Origin of the sequence: Sphaerisporangium krabiense (assembly GCF_014200435.1) — a bacterium.
GTDB classification, from domain to species: Bacteria; Actinomycetota; Actinomycetes; order Streptosporangiales; family Streptosporangiaceae; genus Sphaerisporangium; species Sphaerisporangium krabiense.
The window spans coordinates 926477-945781 of sequence record NZ_JACHBR010000001.1 but is presented as its reverse complement, the minus strand read 5'-3'; the positions used below and the strand labels follow the sequence as shown (position 1 = coordinate 945781).

The 19305-nt window shown below is 72.6% G+C and carries 18 protein-coding genes; 10 read left to right on the top strand and 8 right to left on the bottom strand.

All coding sequences use genetic code 11. The features are described 5' to 3' along the window. Window positions 1-98: 98 nt before the first annotated feature. The gene (locus BJ981_RS04045) at window positions 99-1508 is read left to right on the top strand and encodes a hypothetical protein (protein WP_184608375.1); all 1410 of its coding nucleotides are present in this window, start codon (window positions 99-101) and stop codon (window positions 1506-1508) included. Here the strand turns inward: BJ981_RS04045 and BJ981_RS04040 are convergent. Genes BJ981_RS04040 through BJ981_RS04030 form a run of 3 tightly spaced genes read right to left on the bottom strand, consistent with a single transcriptional unit; the run spans window position 1393 to window position 3550 of the window. After that, the gene (locus tag BJ981_RS04040; protein WP_184608374.1) at window positions 1393-2229 is read right to left on the bottom strand and encodes a hypothetical protein; all 837 of its coding nucleotides are present in this window, start codon (window positions 2227-2229) and stop codon (window positions 1393-1395) included. The genes BJ981_RS04045 and BJ981_RS04040 overlap by 116 nt on opposite strands. Beyond that, window positions 2226-2885: a hypothetical protein gene (locus BJ981_RS04035; RefSeq protein WP_184608373.1), complete on the bottom strand. Its 660-nt coding sequence runs from the start codon at window positions 2883-2885 to the stop codon at window positions 2226-2228. Before BJ981_RS04035 ends, BJ981_RS04040 begins: the two co-directional genes overlap by 4 nt. Beyond that, on the bottom strand, window positions 2882-3550 hold the full coding sequence (locus BJ981_RS04030) for a hypothetical protein (RefSeq protein ID WP_184608372.1): 669 nt from the start codon (window positions 3548-3550) through the stop codon (window positions 2882-2884). Before BJ981_RS04030 ends, BJ981_RS04035 begins: the two co-directional genes overlap by 4 nt. Window positions 3551-3728: 178 nt before the next feature. On the opposite strand from BJ981_RS04030, the gene BJ981_RS04025 reads away from it, so the two are divergent. Further along, on the top strand, window positions 3729-5090 hold the full coding sequence (locus BJ981_RS04025) for a hypothetical protein (protein WP_184608371.1): 1362 nt from the start codon (window positions 3729-3731) through the stop codon (window positions 5088-5090). On the opposite strand, the gene BJ981_RS04020 is transcribed toward BJ981_RS04025, so the two are convergent. From BJ981_RS04020 to BJ981_RS04010, 3 genes are read right to left on the bottom strand one after another with little or no spacing between them, the layout of a single operon-like run. Then, window positions 5054-5728 carry a hypothetical protein gene (locus tag BJ981_RS04020; protein WP_184608370.1) on the bottom strand — a complete coding sequence of 225 codons (675 nt, stop codon included), beginning with the start codon at window positions 5726-5728 and terminating at the stop codon, window positions 5054-5056. The two genes, BJ981_RS04025 and BJ981_RS04020, sit on opposite strands and share 37 nt — an antisense overlap. A 4-nt stretch (window positions 5729-5732) precedes the next feature. Continuing rightward, window positions 5733-6392 (bottom strand): hypothetical protein, encoded by a 660-nt coding sequence (locus tag BJ981_RS04015; protein WP_184608369.1) that lies wholly within the window; start codon window positions 6390-6392, stop codon window positions 5733-5735. Next, on the bottom strand, window positions 6392-7060 hold the full coding sequence (locus BJ981_RS04010; protein ID WP_184608368.1) for a hypothetical protein: 669 nt from the start codon (window positions 7058-7060) through the stop codon (window positions 6392-6394). The genes BJ981_RS04015 and BJ981_RS04010 overlap by 1 nt, the downstream gene beginning before the upstream one ends. 224 nt (window positions 7061-7284) lie before the next feature. Here BJ981_RS04010 and BJ981_RS04005 point away from each other — a divergent pair, with 224 nt between their 5' ends. From BJ981_RS04005 to BJ981_RS03990, 4 genes are all read left to right on the top strand, one after another. After that, on the top strand, window positions 7285-9213 hold the full coding sequence (locus BJ981_RS04005; protein WP_239139788.1) for a trichohyalin-plectin-homology domain domain-containing protein: 1929 nt from the start codon (window positions 7285-7287) through the stop codon (window positions 9211-9213). 157 nt (window positions 9214-9370) lie between these two features. Continuing rightward, on the top strand, window positions 9371-12346 hold the full coding sequence (locus BJ981_RS04000) for an ATP-binding protein (protein WP_239139789.1): 2976 nt from the start codon (window positions 9371-9373) through the stop codon (window positions 12344-12346). A gap of 76 nt (window positions 12347-12422) precedes the next feature. After that, complete coding sequence (locus tag BJ981_RS03995) at window positions 12423-13652, top strand: MurT ligase domain-containing protein (RefSeq protein ID WP_184608366.1); 1230 nt, start codon at window positions 12423-12425, stop codon at window positions 13650-13652. Further along, on the top strand, window positions 13642-14355 hold the full coding sequence (locus BJ981_RS03990) for a type 1 glutamine amidotransferase (RefSeq protein WP_184608365.1): 714 nt from the start codon (window positions 13642-13644) through the stop codon (window positions 14353-14355). Before BJ981_RS03995 ends, BJ981_RS03990 begins: the two co-directional genes overlap by 11 nt. A gap of 26 nt (window positions 14356-14381) precedes the next feature. Here the strand turns inward: BJ981_RS03990 and BJ981_RS03985 are convergent, their stop codons facing one another. Beyond that, entirely contained in the window at window positions 14382-14744 is a 363-nt protein-coding gene (locus tag BJ981_RS03985) for a DsrE family protein (RefSeq protein ID WP_184608364.1), read from the bottom strand. 99 nt (window positions 14745-14843) lie between these two features. Here BJ981_RS03985 and BJ981_RS03980 point away from each other — a divergent pair, with 99 nt between their 5' ends. From BJ981_RS03980 to ygfZ, 3 genes are all read left to right on the top strand, one after another. Next, the gene (locus BJ981_RS03980) at window positions 14844-15332 is read left to right on the top strand and encodes a heme-binding beta-barrel domain-containing protein (RefSeq protein WP_184608363.1); all 489 of its coding nucleotides are present in this window, start codon (window positions 14844-14846) and stop codon (window positions 15330-15332) included. Between the two features lie 393 nt (window positions 15333-15725). Then, window positions 15726-16220: a Fur family transcriptional regulator gene (locus tag BJ981_RS03975; RefSeq protein WP_184608362.1), complete on the top strand. Its 495-nt coding sequence runs from the start codon at window positions 15726-15728 to the stop codon at window positions 16218-16220. Between the two features lie 218 nt (window positions 16221-16438). After that, window positions 16439-17542 (top strand): CAF17-like 4Fe-4S cluster assembly/insertion protein YgfZ, encoded by a 1104-nt coding sequence (gene ygfZ, locus BJ981_RS03970; RefSeq protein WP_184608361.1) that lies wholly within the window; start codon window positions 16439-16441, stop codon window positions 17540-17542. Between the two features lie 147 nt (window positions 17543-17689). Here the strand turns inward: ygfZ and dtd are convergent, their stop codons facing one another. Continuing rightward, window positions 17690-18115 carry a D-aminoacyl-tRNA deacylase gene (dtd, locus tag BJ981_RS03965; protein ID WP_184608360.1) on the bottom strand — a complete coding sequence of 142 codons (426 nt, stop codon included), beginning with the start codon at window positions 18113-18115 and terminating at the stop codon, window positions 17690-17692. A 233-nt stretch (window positions 18116-18348) separates the two neighbouring features. On the opposite strand from dtd, the gene BJ981_RS03960 reads away from it, so the two are divergent. Further along, window positions 18349-19284, top strand: a complete 936-nt coding sequence (locus tag BJ981_RS03960; RefSeq protein WP_307837862.1) for an asparaginase — start codon at window positions 18349-18351, stop codon at window positions 19282-19284. Window positions 19285-19305: the final 21 nt, after the last annotated feature.

Genomic DNA, 19305 nt, shown 5'->3' with positions numbered 1-19305 from the left:
GGGGTGTCGGGCCGGGCCTTTCAACGCTTCTTGAAATGGGCCCGCGCGTCGCGCGATGCCGCTGCGATCGACGGTACGCCGTCGATAGGATGCACCGGATGTCCGAATCGCCCCATAGCCCCCACCCGCCCCAGGTCCCTCGCACGCCGTCGGTCTGGGCGCTGCCGTGGCACACCCTGCGGCTGGCCGGGCGCTGCCTCCTGCCGCTGGTCATGTGGTACTCGGCCGGACAACTCCTGCGCATGGGGCTGCTCGTCGGCGGCACCGAACTGTCGCACGGCTCGATGCGCGACCTCCGTCTGGCCCTGACGATGCTCGTCTTCATCGTCATGGTCATGGCCAGTCTGATCGTCACCGCGGGCATGTTCGCCTCGCTGCGCGGCGCCCTGTGGGAGATCCGCGCCCGGCGCGCGGACGGCGAGCAGGACGAACGCTTCTCCGACGGCCTCAGCCGTGTCATGGTCCCGTTCGTGATCCTGTACCTGAGCTGGGGCTGGTACACCGACGACGTCCGGGACTTCTTCAACACCGATGTCCAGCGGCAGAGCGCGCAGTACGGCGCGCTGGGGGCGTTCGCCGACTTCGCCACCGGATCGCCCATGGACACGGGCCGAGGGCTCATCGACCTCAGCTACACCGTCACGCTCGCCATCATGGTCGGCGCCTTCGTCGGCCGCTACTTCTGCAACATCTGGTACGAGCGCGCCCAGAGCCGCACCGCCGCTCTCAGCCTCGCCCTCTGCGAGCTGTCCTTCTTCTACTACGGCGCCCAGGTGATCGCCTCACGCGGCGACTGGGTGAGCGGCCGGGTCGCCTTCGGCTGGTGGGAGAACCTGCGCGGCGTCCTGAACGTGCACATCCCTGGTTGGGAGACCTTCTGGGGGTGGGCCGGCGAGGTGTGGCCGTACGCCTGGGACGCGCTCGTGCTGCCCGCCGTCTGGCTGACCGTCGCCATCCTCATGTACGGGGCCTACGCCGAGGACACCCGCACGGTGATCAGGGGAACGCGGCTGGAGGGCCGGGCGGCCAGAGCCGGGGACATGATCACCGCTCGTACGCATTCGCTCACCCGGCAGATACTCGCCCGGTTCTTCGGCCGCTGGGGCCACTGGGTCCCGCTCGCGCACACCGTCCGCCTGACCGTCCGGGGCGGCGCGCCCCTGTTCGGCCTGTTCGCGCTGTGCTTCGTCGCCCTGCGCGTCGGCGAGGACTACACGCGGCGGGGCCTGCTCTACCTCATCGGCACCGATCACCCTCAGTTGTACTGGAATGTCCTGCTGGTGCCGGGGTTCTTCGCCATCGATCTGGCGGTGACCGTCCTCACGACGTGCCTGCTCGCGGCGACCTTCGACATCGCCGCGGGCGCCGAGCGCAGGCGGCGGGCCACCGCGGTCAGCGGGCGAACCGCAGAGACGGCCCGAACTCGCCCTTCCCAGCCCGTTCCGTCGGGTACAGCACCAGCTCCACTTGGTCCTCCAGTGCCGTCGGGACCGCGCTCACCAGGGTGAAGCGGCCGGTCACCCCCTTGCCGAGCTCCTCAGGGGTCTTCGCCGCCAGGGCCAGCCAGAGGCGGCCCGTCTTGTCGGCCATGTAGAAGCCGGGAAGGGTGGTCGTGTAGTACTTCGCGTCGGCGGTAAGGCCGGTGCTCTCCAGCTCGATCTGCACCATGTCCCGGCCGGGGGTCTCGGGGGTCTGGGACCCGGCCGGCGCGGGCTTGACGCTGATCAGCCGCCAGGTGGCGTCGCCGAGCGGGGCCGACTGCCCCTGGGGCACATAGCGCACCGAGGCGACGGGGTACTGCTCCCGGTACGTGCTGAGCTCGTCATGGACCTGCACCGCGAGGTACGCCGCCGCCAGCACCAGCGCGCCGGACAGTTGCAGGCCGATCTTCGTCGCTCTGCGCATGGGACGCCTGCGCCGGCGCGAGCGCGGTCCGGCGGGCGCGGACCGGGAGGCCGCCGGGGCCTCGGAGGGGTCAGGCGCGTCCCGCACGGGTTCCGGCGGAGGTTGAACGGGACGCTGCGGAGGCTGGACGGGAGGGCCCTGGTAGAGCGGCCTGCGTCCGATCACGGGGATGGGCACGGTGGAGCTGCCCGGAGGCTCCTCCGGGGGAGCGGGAGGCCAGACCCGCGCGTCCGCCCGGGGCACACGCCTGGTCGGAGTGAACCACGAGGGGTCGCCGGCGGGCGGCGGCCACACGCCGGTCTCGTCCGGGTTCTGCTCGGTCATGTGCCCTTCACCTCGTAGGCGTCCTTGGCCGCGCCGATCATCCGCGCCGCCGCCGTCTCGTCCAGGCCGAGATCGGTGGACGTCTCGGGCTGGTAGGTGTCGCCGTAGAGGATGTTGCCCGGCGCCGAGACGACCAGGCGTGCGCCCGCCACCCGCGCCGGGGGGACCTCGAAGAAGAAGAGGCCCGACGCCCACCACCCGGGCTGCACCCACTTGTTGGCGAAGGTCGCGGCGGTGCCCACGCGGTCGGTCGTGGCGAAGCGCGCTCCGTCCGCGGTGACCAGGCGCGCGGTGAGCTGGATCGGTCGCCGCGGTGCCGTGGCGCTCACCTTGACGACCATGAAGATCTGCTCGGTCCTCGCGTCGTCGGTCGAGTAGGTCCGCTTCACCTGGACGGATCTGGTGAACTCGACCTGCTCCACGCGGGTGGTGAACTGATCGGTCACGAGCGCGTCGCGCATGCCGCCCGAGGCGGTGAGGGGGTCCTTCAGCTCCTCCGGGCTTAGGACGAACGTCTGGACGTACACCGCGCCGCACACCAGCGCGAGGCCGACGACCGCGCCGATCAGCCTGCGCGCGAGCGGAACGCGCGGGCGGCCGGGCCGCGGCGGCGTGGCGACGGGGTCGGGCACGAGACCCGGTGAGGTGACCATCACGTGTTCTCCACCCTGACGGGCATGGCGACCCGGGCGGCGACGGCCGGGACCTGGCTCGACCTCCTGCCGGCCTTGCGGTCCTGTGGCGTCGGCGGCCCCTCCTCCGTCACGGGCACCCACGCGTGCGTCTTGCTGGAGAAGAACTCGTGCCACTCGACGCGGCCCGCGTCGATGCGCACGGTCTTCGGGAACGGCGCACCGGCCGCCAGCTCGAAGGACATCACGACGGTCTCCGGCACGCCGGGGTGCAGTTGCCCGTAGGTCTGGTCTCCGGCGATGACCACGATGCGCGGCCCGAAGTCGCCGGGGTCGCCCGAGGGCTTGATCACCTTGGTGTCGGTGCGCACGGTGGGCAGGGCGTGGTCCATGGCCTGGGCGGAGATCGTGTCGTCCGTCTGGTTGGTGACCTTCAGCACGAGTTGGAGGTAGCGCTTGCCGACGACGCCGAGTCCTATGCGTCCCGGGCGGATCACCGCGTCCTCGAAGACCGTCTTTACCTGGCCCTGGTCGAAGCTCGCGCCCTTGCCGAGCTGGGGGAGCGGTTTGTCGGGGGCCTCCTCCAGGCCGCCGAAGGCGGCGCTGACGCCTAGGGTCGCCGCCGCGAGGACGGCCACCAGCGGGACGAGGATCGCCCGGCGGTTGGGGGCGGGCGCGGCGGACGTCATGGGACAGGATGGTAGTCGTTGCTTCTTCACCTTCCGTCGCTTTCGTCCCAGGGAAGTGAGATCGGGCCGCGAAACATGAGGAAAGCCGTCTTACCTGGGCGATAATTCAAAAGCGCCTGAACAATGCGGTTTGCGGGTCCGCCTGCGGTTCATGTCGATGATCGATAGCATGCGTAGGATGTCCGATTCGTTGACCTTGGGGGCTGGGTCGCGGCCCGCGACCGTGCAGGCGTCGCCGCGCTGGTGGAGGCGGTCGCCGTACGGCCTGCCGATGTACGCGGCGGAGCTGTGGCTACGGCGGCTGGTCCCGCTGGTGCTGTGGTTCTCCGCCGGGGAGCTCGGCCGGTTCGGGTTGCTGACGGCGGGCTCACAGCTGTCGCACGGCTCCCTGCGCGAGTGGCGGCTGGCCGCCGTCATGGTGATCTTCATCCTGATGGTCATGCTCTTCATGGTCGTGACCGTCGGCATGCTGCACTCGCTGCGCGGCGCGCTGACCGAGACCCGCGTCCGGCGGGCCGGGGGCGAGGAGCCGGAGCCGCTGCTCACCGGCCTCGGCCGGGCCATCATCGTGTTCGTGGCCATCTACCTGGCCTGGGGATGGCAGACGGCCGACGCGCGGGAGTTCTCCGACGCGGACATGGAACGCTACGCCGTCCAGTACGACGTGTACCAGGCCAAGCTCATCATGAACGCCCTGGCGGGGAACGGCGCCAAGCCCGCCGAACCCGTGCGCCCGGACGCGGGGACCAACCTCGTGCTGGACCTGAAGGTGGCGCTGATCTGCACGGCGGTGGCGCTGGTCGCCCGCTACGTCCTCTCGGCGCTGCACGAGCGCAGGGGCGGCAGGAGGCTCGCGTTCGGCGTGGCCTTCTGCGAGCTGGCCTACACCTTCTACGCCGCCGCGATCCTCGTCACGTTCGCCGACGAGCGCTCGGCGTGGGTGGGACGGCGGGCCGTCACCACGTGGTGGAACGAGCGGTGGGCGGCGCTGGAGGAGACCGTCCCGGGCTGGCAGGGCGCCATGGAATGGCTGGGCGACGCGCGCCCGCACATGGTGGCCGCGCTGCTTGTGCCGCTCACCTGGCTCACCCTGGCCATCCTCGTCTACGGCGCCTACTCGGAGGACGCCCGCGCGCTGATCCGGGGCACCGCGGCCGACCGCGCCGCCGACGCCCTGGAGAACCGGACGCACCGGATGACCCGCCGCGGTGCGGGCATGCTCGTCACCCGGGCGGGCCTCGACCGGTGGCCGCCGGTGCTGCACGCCCTGCGCCTCACGCTGCGCGCCGGCGCGCCCCTGTTCACGGTCATGTGCCTGTGCTACGTGCTGCTCACCGTGGCCGCGGACTACGCCGAGCGCGGGGCGTACTACCTGATCGGCACCGCGCACCGCCAGCTCTGGTGGGAGGCGTACCAGATCCCGGTGCACTTCGCCCGCGACCTGCTGTTCACCACGCTCACCCTGTGCCTGTTCGCCGCGACGTTCGACATCGCGGCGGCCCGTCAGCGGGCGAAGCGCAGCGTCTCGGCCGGGGAGTAGGTCAGCACCAGCTCCGCCGTCCCCGACACCGTCTCGGGGACGGCCGAGACCACCTGGAACCACGTCTGCCTGCCCGGCGCGAGGTCGGAGGAGAGCGGCGTGTTCGCGGGCAGCGCCTCCCAGCGGTGCCCGGCCCGGTCGCGCACCTCGAACCGGGGGGTGAGGTAGTCGCGGACGGCCTCGGCCGAGGCCGGGGTCATCCGTACGGTGGCCAGCAGCGTGGTGACGCCGGGGACGCCGCCCGGGGGAGGCGGCTGGACGGCCAGCGCCGCCCCCCAGCTCATCCCGTGCAGCGCGCCGGTCCCGCCGCGCCCGACGTCCTTGATCGCCTCGTCCGGGTACCGGTCGGCGATCCACGCCGCGCGGTCGGCCCACTGGACGCCGACCGTCACCGCGGCCAGGGCGACCGCCGCGACGGCGAGCAGCATCCCCCGCACGATCCGGCGCGCCGGCGGCCGTGCCGGGGGCTCGGGCGGCAGGGGAGGCGGGCTCGGCTCGGGCGGGGGAGCCGTGCGATTCACCGGGGTGAACGCGTCCCAGGTGGCGGTGTCGTCCTCGGCGCCGTTCCACACGGTGTCGTTCCAGACGCTGTCGTTCCGCACGGGGTCGTTCCCCACGGTGCCGTTCTGCTCGGTCACGCCCTCACCCCCGCGCCGTCAGTTGCCAGCTCGTCTTCACGTCCGCCAGCAGCCGCCGGGTCGCCGCGTCGCCCGCGGTCAGCGGCAGCCGCACCTCGGGCAGGAGCTGGTCGTACCGGTCCGGGTAGACGTCGTCGTAGATGCCGTTGGTCGACGGCGCGGTGATGACGACCGAGGCCCCCGGGACCGCCTCGGGCGGGACCTCGAACACGAAGGTCAGCGTCGCCCACCAGCCGTGCTGCGCCGGCCTGCGCGGGGTGAACGCCTCCCCGGGCCGGTCGCTGGAGGCGTACTCGATCCCGTCGCGGGTGCGCAGCCAGGCGGTGGGCAGGTAGGTCGGGTCCTTGGGCGAGGTGGCGCCGACCGTGGCGACGAGGAACAGATCGCGGGTGCCGATCGAGGTGGACTCCTTGATGGTCGTGCCGCCGGTGTCCGCGTCGGCGCCCGTGGTGACCAGCCGCAGCGACCTGGCCGCGACGACGCCGTCGAGCCGCGCGGCGAACCTGCCGGTCGAGGCGGCCGCCCCGGCGGCGGCCATGGCGGTGAGCGGGGCGTCGAGCCGCTTCTTGTCCATCACGAAGGTGTGCGCGTAGACGGCGGCGGCGCCGACGGCGAGCGCGGCGAGCGCGTGGCCCGCGCGCCGTAAGCGGGTGGCCCCGGCCATCACACCGCCTTCCGCACGGGGACGGTGACCCGGGCGGCGATCGCGGGCGCGCCGTCGTCCTCCTCGACGAGCTTGGCGCGGCGCCTGCCGGTGAGCGGGTCCTCGTGGTTCTCGTAAAGGCCGAGGTCGATGTCGAGGAGGGAGGGGAACGAGCCCGCCCACGTCTGGCCCGGCTTCGGCTCGGCGGACGCCGGCAGGCGGAAGCGGAGCAGGACCTCGGAGGTCCGCTTGGGGGGCAGCAGCCGGCTCGGGGCGCCCTCGCCGGGCACGGTCAGGTCGTACATCCAGCCACCTCCGTTCGCGCGCGCCGCGGGGTCGAGCAGCCGTTCCCCCTGGCGGCCCGCGACCCGCAGGAGCGAGTCGTCGAGGAACCTCAGGGGCACGCTCGACCCGGCGTCGTTGTAGACCTTCAGGTTCAGGTCCAGGACGGGCCGCTCCTGGTCGCCGGATCCGGGCACGGTGTGCGCGACCGCGTCCTCGATCACGGTGCGGAACACGTCCTGGTCCACGTCCTCGCCGGCCTGCCGCTGCTCGGGCCCTGGTTCGGGGGCCTCGCGGAACCCGCCGAGCACCGCGGTGAGGAGGAGGGCCGCGGCGGCGAGGAGGCCGGTGGCGGGGACCAGGACGGGGCGCCGGCGGCGGCTGCCGTGCCGGGCGGGAGACGTCATGTCACACGATCGTAATCGGTCGCCCTATCCCATCCGCCTCGTTTGTCCCTTTAATGGGTGCCAGGAGCGAGGAATTCGGGCCGAATGACGAGAACCCTGCCCGAATGCGAGGGGCACCTCATACGCTGTCACAGTTGGGAAGCCGACCAAGCGGCAAGGAGCGGCACGAGACGGTCGGCTCCCGGCGAGCGCGACCAATGACAGGTGGAGGTCCGGTGGCGGACGTGCACCCAGAGCATGCGCAGCTTCAAGCTGACCGGATCTATCTGGGCTGGCAGTACGCGACGCTGTACCCAGAGCCCGGCCCGCCGCCCAAGCGTCCCTCGCCCGAGGACATCCCCGAGGAGCCCACCGCCGCCGTGGACCCCGCCTGGGTCCGCAGGGAGCGCCTCCAGGAGGACCTTCTCAACCGGCCCGTGAAGGTCGTCGGCGCCGTCATGATCATCCTGGCGGTCGTCATGCTCGTGCTCGGCCTCACCGAGACCATGGGCTGGACGTTCGCCATCGCCGGCCTCGTCGTCACCGGCGGGGTCGCCGCGATCTGCGGGTACGTCGTCCGCCGGGGCGAACGCGCCCTGCGCGCCCGCATCAGGGAACAGCAGGCGCGCGCCGAGCACCGGCGCAAGGACCGCGAGCGCGAGCTGTTCAACGCCCAGGAGGAGCACGCCGAGCGGTACCGGGAGTGGGCGGCCAAGAAGGAGCGCTACGACCGGCAGCTCACCTGGTACGCCGTCGCCGTCCCCGACGAGATCGACCGCATCGACGTCGCCGGCGGCACCCTGCCCGGCTGGTCCGCCCTGATCACCCTGCTCGGCGCCACCCGCCTCTACAGCGGCGGCCACCTCACCGTCCTCGACCTGTCCGAGGGCGCCATCGCCAAGGACCTCATCGAGCTGGCCCGGCGCGGCGGAGACGACCCGCTGGTGTGGGTGCTGCCCGTCGACCTGCCCCGGCTGGACCTCGGCGCCACGCTGCCGCCCGAGGCGTTCGCCGACGTCCTCGCGCACGTCGTCAGCGTCAGCGAGGAGCACCGCACCACCCGCGACCTGAGCTTCGACAACGCCATCCTGGAGCGGGTCCTCGAGGTGCTCGGCGAGAACGCCACCATCAACCAGGTCACCGCCGCCCTGCGCGCCCTGGCCCAGGTCGGCGACCCGCGCGACGACCTGCGGTACGGCCTGCTCACCGCCACCCAGCTCGAACGCATCGGCACGCTGTTCGGCCGGGGCGTCACCGACCGCGTCGTCATCGAGCGCGCCTGGGCCCTTGAGTCGCAGCTCCGCAAGCTGGAGACCCTGGGCTCGGAGGCCGTGCGCCTGCCGCCCGCCCGGCTGCGCGTGGTGTCGATGGACCGCCAGGCCGGGGTCTTCGGCAACCGCGTGCTCGGCACCTACGTCGCCACCGCGCTCACGCACATCCTGCGCCAGTCCCCGGCCTCCGAGCGGCCCTGGTACCACACGATCATCGTCGGGGGCGCCGACAAGCTGCGCGGCGACGTGCTGGACCGCCTGATGGACGCCTGTGAGACCTCCAGGACCGGCCTGGTCCTCACCTACCGCTCGCTCACCCCGACCGTCAGGGAGCGCCTCGGCCGCGGCCACGCCGCCGTCGCGTTCATGCGCCTCGGCAACGCCGAGGACGCCCGCGTGGCCAGCGAGCACATGGGCACCGAGCACCGCCTCGAGCTGGCCCAGCTCACCGAGACCATCAGCCCGGCCGTGGACGGCCTGAACGGCACCTACACCTCCACCGTCGGCGACGACGCTGACCGCGGCGACCCCGAGGAGGAGAAGGCCGACCTCAAGGAGAGCATCACCGAGTCCACCGAGTGGGGCCGCAGCGCCAGGAAGGCCATGGGCGAGGAGCGCGTGCTGCACCGCAGCCGCGAGTTCCTCGTCGAGCCGCACCAGCTCCAGCAGCTCCCCACCACCTCGGTCATCGTCACCCACGCCACCTCCGAGGGCCGCCAGGTGCGGCTCGCCGACGCCAACCCGGCCATCCTCACCTTCCCCAAGACCACTTTGGGGGAGTTCGAGGAGGTACGCCGGAGCATGCTGGGCCCCGGCGAGTCCGAACCGGCCGCCGAGGAGGAGTCGTTCGCCCCCAACCTCGGCCCGCCGCCGGAGCGGCTGGACTGGAGGAGAACGCATTGAACAGGTAATCCCCTGGCAAACGTCGGTGGCATAAGGGATTTGGGCTTGATATGCAGGCAAGCGTGTCCTCCGCAGCGCCCAGCGCGCCGTTCCCGCTGAGCGGTCCGTGGTACCGCATCCAGGCGATCACCGCCCCCTCGCGCAGCTCGTCGGCGGAGTGGGACTTCGTGACCGTCCTGCCCGCGGTGCTGTCCGCCGCCCAGCGCAACCGGCCCTTCGTCATCGGCTGGCTTTCCCGCGGGTCGGGCGCGCCGCTCGAGCTCATCACCAACGCCGGCCCGCTCACGCCGCCGCGCCCGCCGCGCCGCGCCGCGCCGCCGGCGCCGCCGTCGAGGAGCCGCCGCACGGGCCGCAGCCGCTGCTGTTCCCCGGCGGCGCGCGCGGCGTCGAGATCGCCGACGACTGGCTCGCCGACCTCGCCGACCTCACCTGGACGCCCTGCCCCGGCCGCCAGGCGCCCCCGCTCAACGGACGCAGGGAGCCCGGCCCCGACGACCTGCTGCGGCCCACGCTGTTCGAGTCCACGCTCGTCACGCTGATGTCCCGGCCGTTCGCCTGGCTGGTCGTCGCCGAGCCCACCGATCTGCTCGACGCCGAGGTCGCCCACCTCCGCACCCAGCTCAACGTGCTGCGCCAGTACGGCGACGCCTCCGAGCGCAGCCGGTACGACGCCGAGCGCGCCGAGCGGCGCATGCAGGAGCTGGACGCCTTCCGCGAGGCGGGCCTGTGGAACGTCCGCGTCCTCGCGGGCGCGGCCGGGCCGGACGAGCTGCGGCAGATCGCGCCCGTGCTCGTCGGCTCCGTCGAGATAAACCACCACCCCTACCGCCTGCGCAGCGCCCTGTCGCTGCCCACCTTCGGGCGCACCTCCGCCGTCGAGCCGGTCTACGGCCTCGCCGAGGTGCTCGGCGTCACCCTCCAGGACCCCTCGGACGGCGCCGCCGCCCCGTTCGCCGCCACGGCCGGGGCCCTGGCCGCGCTCGCCGGGCTGCCCCGCCGCGAGGTGCCCGGTGTCCGCGTGCTCGACGCCGGCTTCTTCGACGTGACCAGCGAGGCCGACGTCCGCAGCACCGGCGAGCCCGTGCTCGACCTCGGCGCGATCATCGACGGGCAGGACCGCGCGGTCGGGTCCTTCCGCGTGCCGCTCGCCACGCTCAACCGTCACGCCTTCGTCACGGGCGCCACCGGCTCCGGCAAGTCGCAGACCGTGCGCCACCTGCTGGAACAGCTCACCCAGGCCGGGATCCCCTGGCTCGCCATCGAGCCGGCCAAGTCCGAGTACGCCGCGATGGCCGGGCGGGTCGGCCACCTGGCGCCGCTGACCGTGATCAACCCGTCCGCGCCCGACAACGTGCCCTTCAGCGTCAACCCGCTGGCCCCCGAGCCCGGCTATCCCGTGCAGGCCCACATCGACATGGTCAGGGCCCTGTTCATGGCCGCCTTCGACGCCGAGGAGCCGTTCCCGCAGATCATGTCGCTGGCCCTGCAACGGGTCTACGAGGCCAACGGGTGGGACGTCGTCACCGGCGGCGGCGTCCCCGGCGCGGCCGTGCGGCCCGCCGTGCCCACGCTGGCGCAGTTACAGACCCACGCCCTGGAGGTCATCAAGGAGATCGGGTACGGCAAAGAGGTGCAGGCCGACGTCGAGGGCTTCATCAGCCTGCGGCTGCGCAGCCTGCGCGTCGGCTCGGCGGGCCGCTTCTTCGAGGGCGGCCACCCCGCCGACATCGGGGGCCTGTTACAGCGCAACGTCGTGTTCGCCATCGAGGACGTCGCCAACGACGAGGACAAGGCGTTCCTCATGGGCACGCTGATCATCCGCATCGTCGAGCACCTGCGCATGCGCGCCCGCCAGGAGAAGGCCAAGGGGCTCCAGCACGTCATCGTCATCGAGGAGGCCCACCGCCTGCTGCGCGACCGCGGGTCCCAGCGGGCCGCGACCCACGCGGTCGAGCTGCTCGCCGGCATGCTGGCCGAGATCCGCGCCTACGGCGAGGGCATCGTCGTCGCCGAGCAGATCCCCACCAAGCTCATCGCCGACGTCGTGAAGAACACCGCGCTCAAGGTCGTGCACCGCCTCCCCGCCGAGGACGACCGCCGCCTGGTCGGCGCGGCCATCAACCTGAGCGAGGAGCAGTCCCGCCAGGTCGTCTCCCTGCAACCGGGCATCGCCGCCGTCTTCGCCGACGGTATGGACCGCCCGCTGCGCATCCAGGTGCCGCTCGGCGAGGACCGGGAGCACACCATGGCCGGCCCGATCCCGCCCATCCGGGGCCGCCGCAGCGCCGCCTGCGGGCGCGAGTGCGCGGACGGCAAGGCGTGCACGCTGTTCGAGCTGCGCGAGGCCGACCTGCTCGCCGACGCCCCCGAATGGGCGTGGCTGCGCATCTGGACCGACACCGTGGTGCTGGCCTTCTGCGCCAACCGGTCGCTGCCGGGCGTGCCGCGCGTCCTCGCCGACATCTGGGCCGAGCTGCCGCGCCGGCGCCGCGAGTGCCTGCTCGCCACGCTCGTCGAGCGCGCGGTCGCCGTACGGGCGTGGGCGCTGCGCAGCTCCTACGACCCCGCCCTGCTCACGGTGAAGGCCGCCGAGGCCGCCACGGCGCTGCTCGGCGGCTCCGGCGAGTCCCGCTCGCCCGCCGGGGAGCGTCCGGGCGCGGCGTGGGTGATCCCGCAGGTGCGCTGGCTGCACGAGGTGGACCGGCTGTTCCCCTACGGCCGGCAGGCGCCCGACCTGCGCAGCCCCGCGCCCGCCATGGAGTACCCGCTGTTCGGCACCGACCAGACCGGCCGCCCCTACCCTCACCCCGGGCTCAACGGGTCCGGCGACGGCGCGCGCACGGAGCTGCTCGGCCACCGCGCCAAGGCGCTGCGCCACCACCCGCTGTCGATGGAGATGGAGCGCAACCGGGCGCTCGCCTGGCGGGTGCTGCTCGGCGACGACGAGCACGAGCGCGTCGAGGAGGACTTCGCCACCGTCGCCCTCGGCGTGGAGCCCCGCGACCGGGTCCGCCACATCGCCCAGACGATGGGGGCCGGCTGGCTGGAGACCGTCCTGTCCTGGCCGGGCAGGTTCGTCCTGCCGTTCGAGGGCGGCGCCGACACCGACGCCGAGCTGTCCTTCATCGACTGATGCGTGCCCTCCGCAAAAGGGCGGCTTTGGGTTGGGGTTGGGTGTTCATCGGGTGGGCCGCACTAGGATCTCGGGCATGACCCAGCTACCGCTGCGTGCTCAGCTCGCGTCCGCGCTCGGCCGTACGGCCGCCACCCTGTCCCGGGTGACCGGGCGTGGCGACGGATCGGTGATCGGTGGCCGCGTCGGGCTCATGCTGGAGCCGGACCTTCTGCGCAAGCTGGCGGCCGACCGCAAACTCGTGCTGGTCAGCGCCACCAACGGCAAGACGACCACCACCCGGCTGATCACCTCCGCGCTCCAGGAGCTCGGCGAGGTCGCCACCAACGCCTTCGGCGCCAACATGCCCGCCGGCCACGTCTCGGCCCTCTCGCACGCCAAGCAGGCGCCGCTCGCGGTCCTGGAGGTCGACGAGAAGTACCTGCCCGAGGTTCTCGACACGACCGGCGCCTCCGTGGTCGTCCTGATGAACCTCAGCCGCGACCAGATGGACCGCGCGGCCGAGATCTGGCTGCTGGCCCAGAAGTGGCAGCGCGCCCTCACCGGCAAGAACACCCACGTCATCGCCAACTGCGACGACCCGCTGGTCACCTGGGGCGCCTCCACCGCGAGCCGGGTGACGTGGGTCTCGTGCGGGCAGCCGTGGAAAGAGGACTCCTGGTGCTGCCCGCGCTGCGGCGGCCCGCTGGACCGCAAGGGCGACGACTGGGCGTGCCGTGAGTGCTCGTTCCGCCGTCCCGAGCCCGCGTGGCTGCTCGACGACGACGCCGTGATCGACCCCGCCCGGCGGCGCTGGGTGCTGGACCTCCAGCTTCCCGGCCGGGCCAACCGCGCCAACGCCGCCATCGCCCTGGCCACCAGCGAGGCGTTCGGCCTGCCCGTCGAGCGGGCCCTGCCCCGGCTGCGCGAGGTCCGCTCGGTGGCCGGGCGCTACACCACCGTCGAACGGGACGGCAGGGCGCTGCGGCTCCTGCTCGCCAAGAACCCCGCCGGATGGCTGGAGGCGTTCGAGGTCTCCGACCCGTCCCTGCCGATCATCCTTTCGGTGAACGCCCAGGGGCCCGACGGCCGCGACACCTCGTGGCTGTGGGACGTCGACTACCGCGTGCTGCGCGGCCGCCCGGTGTACGTCACCGGCGAGCGGCGGCTCGACCTGGCCCTGCGGCTGGACGTCGCCGAGGTGCCCTTCCAGCTCTGCGACACCTTCGAGGCGGCCGTGAACCTGCGACCTCCCGGCCGCGTCGACGTGATCGCCAACTACACAGCCTTCCAGCGGATTCGAGCGGAGTTCGGCCGTGCCGTCTGACAGCGCCCTGCGCCTGGTGTGGATCTACCCCGACCTTCTGAGCACGTACGGCGACCAGGGCAACGTCCTGATCCTCGAACAGCGTGCCCGCAAGCGGGGCATCCCCGTCGAGACCGTCTACGTCCGCTCGGCGGACCCGGTGCCCGACTCGGGGGACATCTACCTCATCGGCGGCGGCGAGGACCGTCCGCAGATCCTCGCGGCCGAGCGCCTGCGCCGCGACGGCGGGCTGCCGCGCGCCCTCAACGGCGGCGCCGCCCTGCTGGCCGTCTGCGCCGGGTACCAGATCATGGGCACGGTGTTCGGCGGCGAGGAGGGGCAGCCGGTCGCGGGCCTCGGCCTGCTCGACATCCAGAGCACCCGGGGCCCCGCGCGCGCCGTGGGCGAGCTGGCGGCCGAGGTGGACTCCGGGCTCGGCGGGCACATGCTCACCGGCTTCGAGAACCACATGGGCGTCACGAGGCTCGGGCCGGGCGTGCGTCCGCTCTCGCGCACGGTGGTGGGCACGGGCAACGGCGACGGCACCGAAGGCTGCCACGCCGGCAAGATCGTGGGCACCTACCTGCACGGCCCGGCGCTGGCACGCAACCCCTGGCTCGCCGACGTCCTCCTGAGCTGGACCGTGGGGCAACTGGGGCCGATCGACGACACCTGGTACGACCGGCTCCGCGACGAGCGCCTGCGGGCCGTCCTGCCCCGCTGAGGCGTGGCCCCCCGATCGGTCGTCCGTCAGTAGACGAGCGCCTGGACGCCCTCGCCGAGCGCCTCCTCCACGAAGGTCGGGGCGCCGGCGATGCGCACGCCCTCGATGAGGTCGTCCACGCCGATGCCGCGCCGCGCGGCGCACTGCGTGCACACCGTGACCTTGCCGCCCGCGAGCACGGCGTCGAGCAGGTCTGTGAGGGGAGTGGCCTCCGGCAGGCCGAACTCCTTCGCCCGGCCCGGCAGGCCGAACCACGCCGACTCGCCGGTCAGCCACAAGGAGACCGGGACGCCGCTCGCGACCGCCGCCGCCGCCACCGTGAAGGCCTGATTGCAACGCTCGGGAGCATCAGAACCGGCCGTCACTTTTATCACCATTGATCGTGCCATGATCTGAGCCTATGCGCCGTCAGGGCCGCTCCACCAGGTCATCGCCGGTCCCGGTGTCGGCGGCGTGGCGTCCGGTCCGGGCATTTAGGCTCATGTGCCATGGACTCCCAGTCACTGCATTCCGACCTCGAACCGATCGCCTTCCTCCTCGGCAGGTGGGAAGGCGCCGGGGTCGGCGGCTACCCCACGATCGAGAGCTTCCGGTTCGGCCAGGAGATCACCTTCGAGCACAACGGCAAGCCGTTCCTCAGCTACGTCAGCAGGACCTGGCTACTGGACGACGAGGGCACCATGGTGCGCCCGCTCGCCACCGAGACGGGGTACTGGCGCGCGCTGCCGGAACGCCAGCTCGAAGTGCTGCTCGCCCACCCGACCGGCATCGTCGAGATCTACATCGGCGAGGTCGTCTTCCACAAGATCGAGCTGCGCACCGACGTGGTCGCGCGCACGGCCACCGCCAAGGAGTACACGGCGGGGCACCGGCTCTACGGCCTGGTCGACGGCAACCTGATGTACGCCTACGACATGGCGGCGGAAGGTCAGCAGCTGACCTCCCACCTGTCGGCGGAGCTGAAGAAGGTGGGGTGACCGCCGAAGCCCCTCCGGGCATGAAAGAACCCCGGGCGTGCTCCTCCCCGCCGTGATCGGTCACGATGGGAAGGGCCGGCTGGACCATGGGGAGAGGGGAACTCGCCCCGCCGGCTGCCCGGGGTTCCGGTGTCTGCCTTGGATTACGCCGGACGCCACCAGTGCCCGAAGGGCACGACGTCTGGACGGAAGGTCCTGACTTGGCGCGTCCTAGCGGACAGCCACCTCGCTAGCCCAATAATGACTAACCATTGTTCGGACCACCTCCCTTCTGCGTGCTTCGCAGGCTATGCGAGCACATCCGCACAGGCAAGCGATTAACCGCCCGCCCGTGCTCCCGGTGCGGGCGTCGCGGGGACCTCACCGCCGGGCCGTTGCTCGTAGACTCGGTGCATGACCGGGACCAGGGAAACAGGTCAGGCGCGGCACGGGCAGCAGACCCAGCAGGCGCGCCAGTCGCATGAGGCCCATCAGGCACGGCAGACATGGCACGAGGAGCTGCGCGCGCGCGGCTACCGCGTCACCCCGCAGCGCCAGCTCGTGCTGGAGGCGGTGACCCGGCTCGGCCACGCCACCCCCGAGGACATCTGCGCCGAGGTGCAGGAGACCGCGCGCGGCGTGAACATCTCCACCGTCTACCGCACCCTCGAACTGCTCGAACAACTCGGCATGGTCACCCACACCCACCTGGGCCACGGCGCCCCCACCTACCACCTGGCGAGCGAGGCCGACCACGTCCACCTGGTCTGCCGCGGCTGCGGCGAGATCACCGAGATCAGCCCCGACCTGGTAGGCCCCCTGGTCACCACCCTGGACAAAGAACTGGGCTTCGAAACCGACGTCCAACACCTCACCATCTTCGGCCGCTGCCGCACCTGCCGCCCCTGACCTCAGAGCCCGAACGGCAACCGCCCGTCCCCTCCGGCCCCACTGATGTCGCCGCACGTCAACCAACGAGCTTGAGCTCGTGCGGCCTTTCATCGAAGTCGCGGACGTAGGTGTGGGTGGTCCACGGCTGGAGTTGCCGGGGTCCGGCGCGTGCGGTGAAGATCGGAGGCAAGGTGGCCGGTGGCGTGGAGAGGGCTGGGGCGGCTTAGCCTTGAGGCATGCGAAGCCCTTTGTTGGACAGGACGGGGGCGGTGGCGGGCGAGGTGCCCGATGAGACCGTCGCCGGGCATTATGGGGAGCCGTACGCCGAGCAGCGGGCGCTTGCGGCGGGGCGGGCCCTGGTGGATCGTAGTGATCGGGAAGTGATCCGGATCACCGGGGTTGACCGGCTCAAGTGGCTCAACGATCTCAGCTCGCAGAAGCTCGACACGTTGGCTCCGGGGGTTCCGGCGCAGACGTTGTTCCTGGACGCGCAGGGACGGGTGGAGCACCACCTGACGCTCGTGGACGACGGGACGTCGGTCTGGGGGCATGTGGAGCCGGGTGCGTCGGCGGCGTTGATCGCCTGGCTGGAGAAGATGCGGTTCATGCTGCGGGTGGAGGTCACCGACGAGACCTCCGCGTACGCGGTCGTGACCGCCGCGCCTCCGCGCCCCGCGTCGGGCTCGTACACCTCGGCCCCCTTGGACGGCTCCGGGGCGGAGGAGACGCCGGTCTCGGCGCCCGAGGGGGTGATCGCCATCGGAGGGGATCTGCTGGTGCCTCGGGAGCGGCTGGCGGGGCTGCCCGAGGAGCTGGGGCTGCGCCTGGCGGGGCTGTGGGCGTACGAGGCGTTGCGGGTCGAGGCGCATCTGCCGCGCGCCGGGTTCGAGACCGACCACAAGACGATCCCGCACGAACTCGGGTGGATCGGCGCGGCCGTCCACCTGTCGAAGGGCTGCTACCGGGGGCAGGAGACCGTCGCGCGGGTCCACAACCTGGGGCACCCGCCGCGCCGCCTGGTGTTCCTGCACCTGGACGGCAGCGTGGACACCCTGCCGCCGCACGGGGCGCCGGTCACCCTCGGCGTCGGCTCGCCCGTCGAGGCCGAGCCCGAGGCCGCGACCGAGGGCAGCGCCGAGCCGGGCCAGATCGGATTCGTCGGCACCGCGGTCCGTCACCACGAGCTGGGGCCGATCGCGCTGGCCCTGGTCAAGCGCACGGTGCCGGTCGACATCGCCCTGCTGGCCGGCGGCGTCGCCGCGACCCAGGAGGTCATCGTCCCCCCGGACGCCGGCCGGAACGTGAAGATCGACCCGGCCCTGCGCCGCCGGATCCGCTGACGCGGGCTTCTCGGGCCGCGCGACCGGGCACGCCCGGGACCGGCGCGCGTGGGCGGAGGCATGGCCCGCGATGACGCCATGGTCGTGAGACGGCCGGGTCGTCCCGGAGCGACGCTTCGGGACCGCCCGGCCGCCGCCGGCTCGTGGTCAGATGTCGAGGACCAGCGTGATGGGGCCGTCGTTGACGAGGTGGACCTTCATGTCGGCGCCGAAGACGCCGGTCTCCACGCGGGCGCCGAGGGCGCGTAGCTCGGCGACGACCGCGTCGACCAAGGGCTCGGCCACGGGGCCGGGGGCGGCCGCCTGCCAGGTGGGGCGGCGGCCCTTCCTGGCGTCGCCGTAGAGGGTGAACTGGCTGACGACCAGCAGGGGCGCGCCGATGTCCGAGCACGACTTCTCGCCGGACAGGACGCGCAGGCCCCACAGCTTGGCGGCCAGCTTCGCCGCCTCGGCCGGGCCGTCGGAGTGGGTCACGCCCACCAGCACGAGCAGGCCGGGCTCGTCGATCGCCCCCACCGTCCGCCCGTCGACGACCACCGACGCGGACGCCACCCGCTGCACCACCGCACGCATGGTCCCCGATTCTCCCATCGAGCGAGGATGCCCGCGAACCCGGCACACGCGGGCGCCGGCTTCCCTCGCGCGGGGACGAGCATGAACTCCCGCCGGGCGGAACGTGCGCGGGGAACGTGGAGGCGTCGGAGTAGGGCGGAACGCAGTGGGGAGCTGGAGTTCGGGCTACGCCATAGTTCCTTCGTACACTTTGCGGGCGGAAGGAGACAAAGGTGTCGCTTGACCCGTTGACTGTGGAGATCGTCCGTTCGGGATTCGTGGAGTCCGTCCACCGGGCGCGGGCGTTCGCGCTGGACGCCGAGGGAAGGCCGGTCGTGGCACGTGGCGATGTCGCCGCCGCGGCCTCGCCCCGATCGTCGATGAAGCCGATGCAGGCCCTCGGCATGCTCCGCGCCGGGCTCGCCCTGGAGGGCGAGCTGCTCGCCCTCGCCTGCGCGAGCCACGCGGGCGAGGAGTTCCACGTCGAGGGGGTCGCCAAGATCCTCACCGGCGCGGGCCTGGACGAGGGCGCGCTCCGGTGTCCCGAGGATCTTCCCCTCGACACGCAGGCCGCCCACCAGGTGATCCGCGCGGGCGGCGGACCGGCCCGCGTCACCATGAACTGCTCCGGCAAGCATGCCGCGATGCTCGCCACCTGCGTCGTCAACGGCTGGCGGACCGAGGACTACCTCCACCCCGCCCACCCCTTGCAGCGCGCCATCCGCGCGACGATCGAGGACCTCACGGGCGAGCGGATCGCGGCGACCGGCGTGGACGGCTGCGGCGCGCCGCTGTTCTTCGCCTCCATGGCCGGGGTCGCGCGGGCGTTCCGCGCGTTCCCGACGGCCGCGCCGGGCACCCACGAGCGCCGGATCGCCGACGCGATGCGTGCCCACCCGGAGTGGACGTCCGGGACCAGGCGTCCGGAGGCCGCGCTGATGCGGGCCGTGCCCGGCCTGATGGTGAAGGCGGGCGCGGAGGCGTTCGACGCGTTCGCGTTCGAGGACGGCCGCGCCGCCACCGTGAAGATCGAGGACGGCGGGAACCGGGCGCGGGTGCCGGTGACGGTCGCCGTGCTGCGCGCGCTCGGGCTCGGCCTGGACTCCGCGGAGCTGGACGCCCTCGCGGCCCCGCCGCAGTACGGCGGCGGGGCGCCGGTGGGGGAGATCCGCGTCCGCGGCCAGGTGTGAGCCGGAGCCGGACGCGGGATC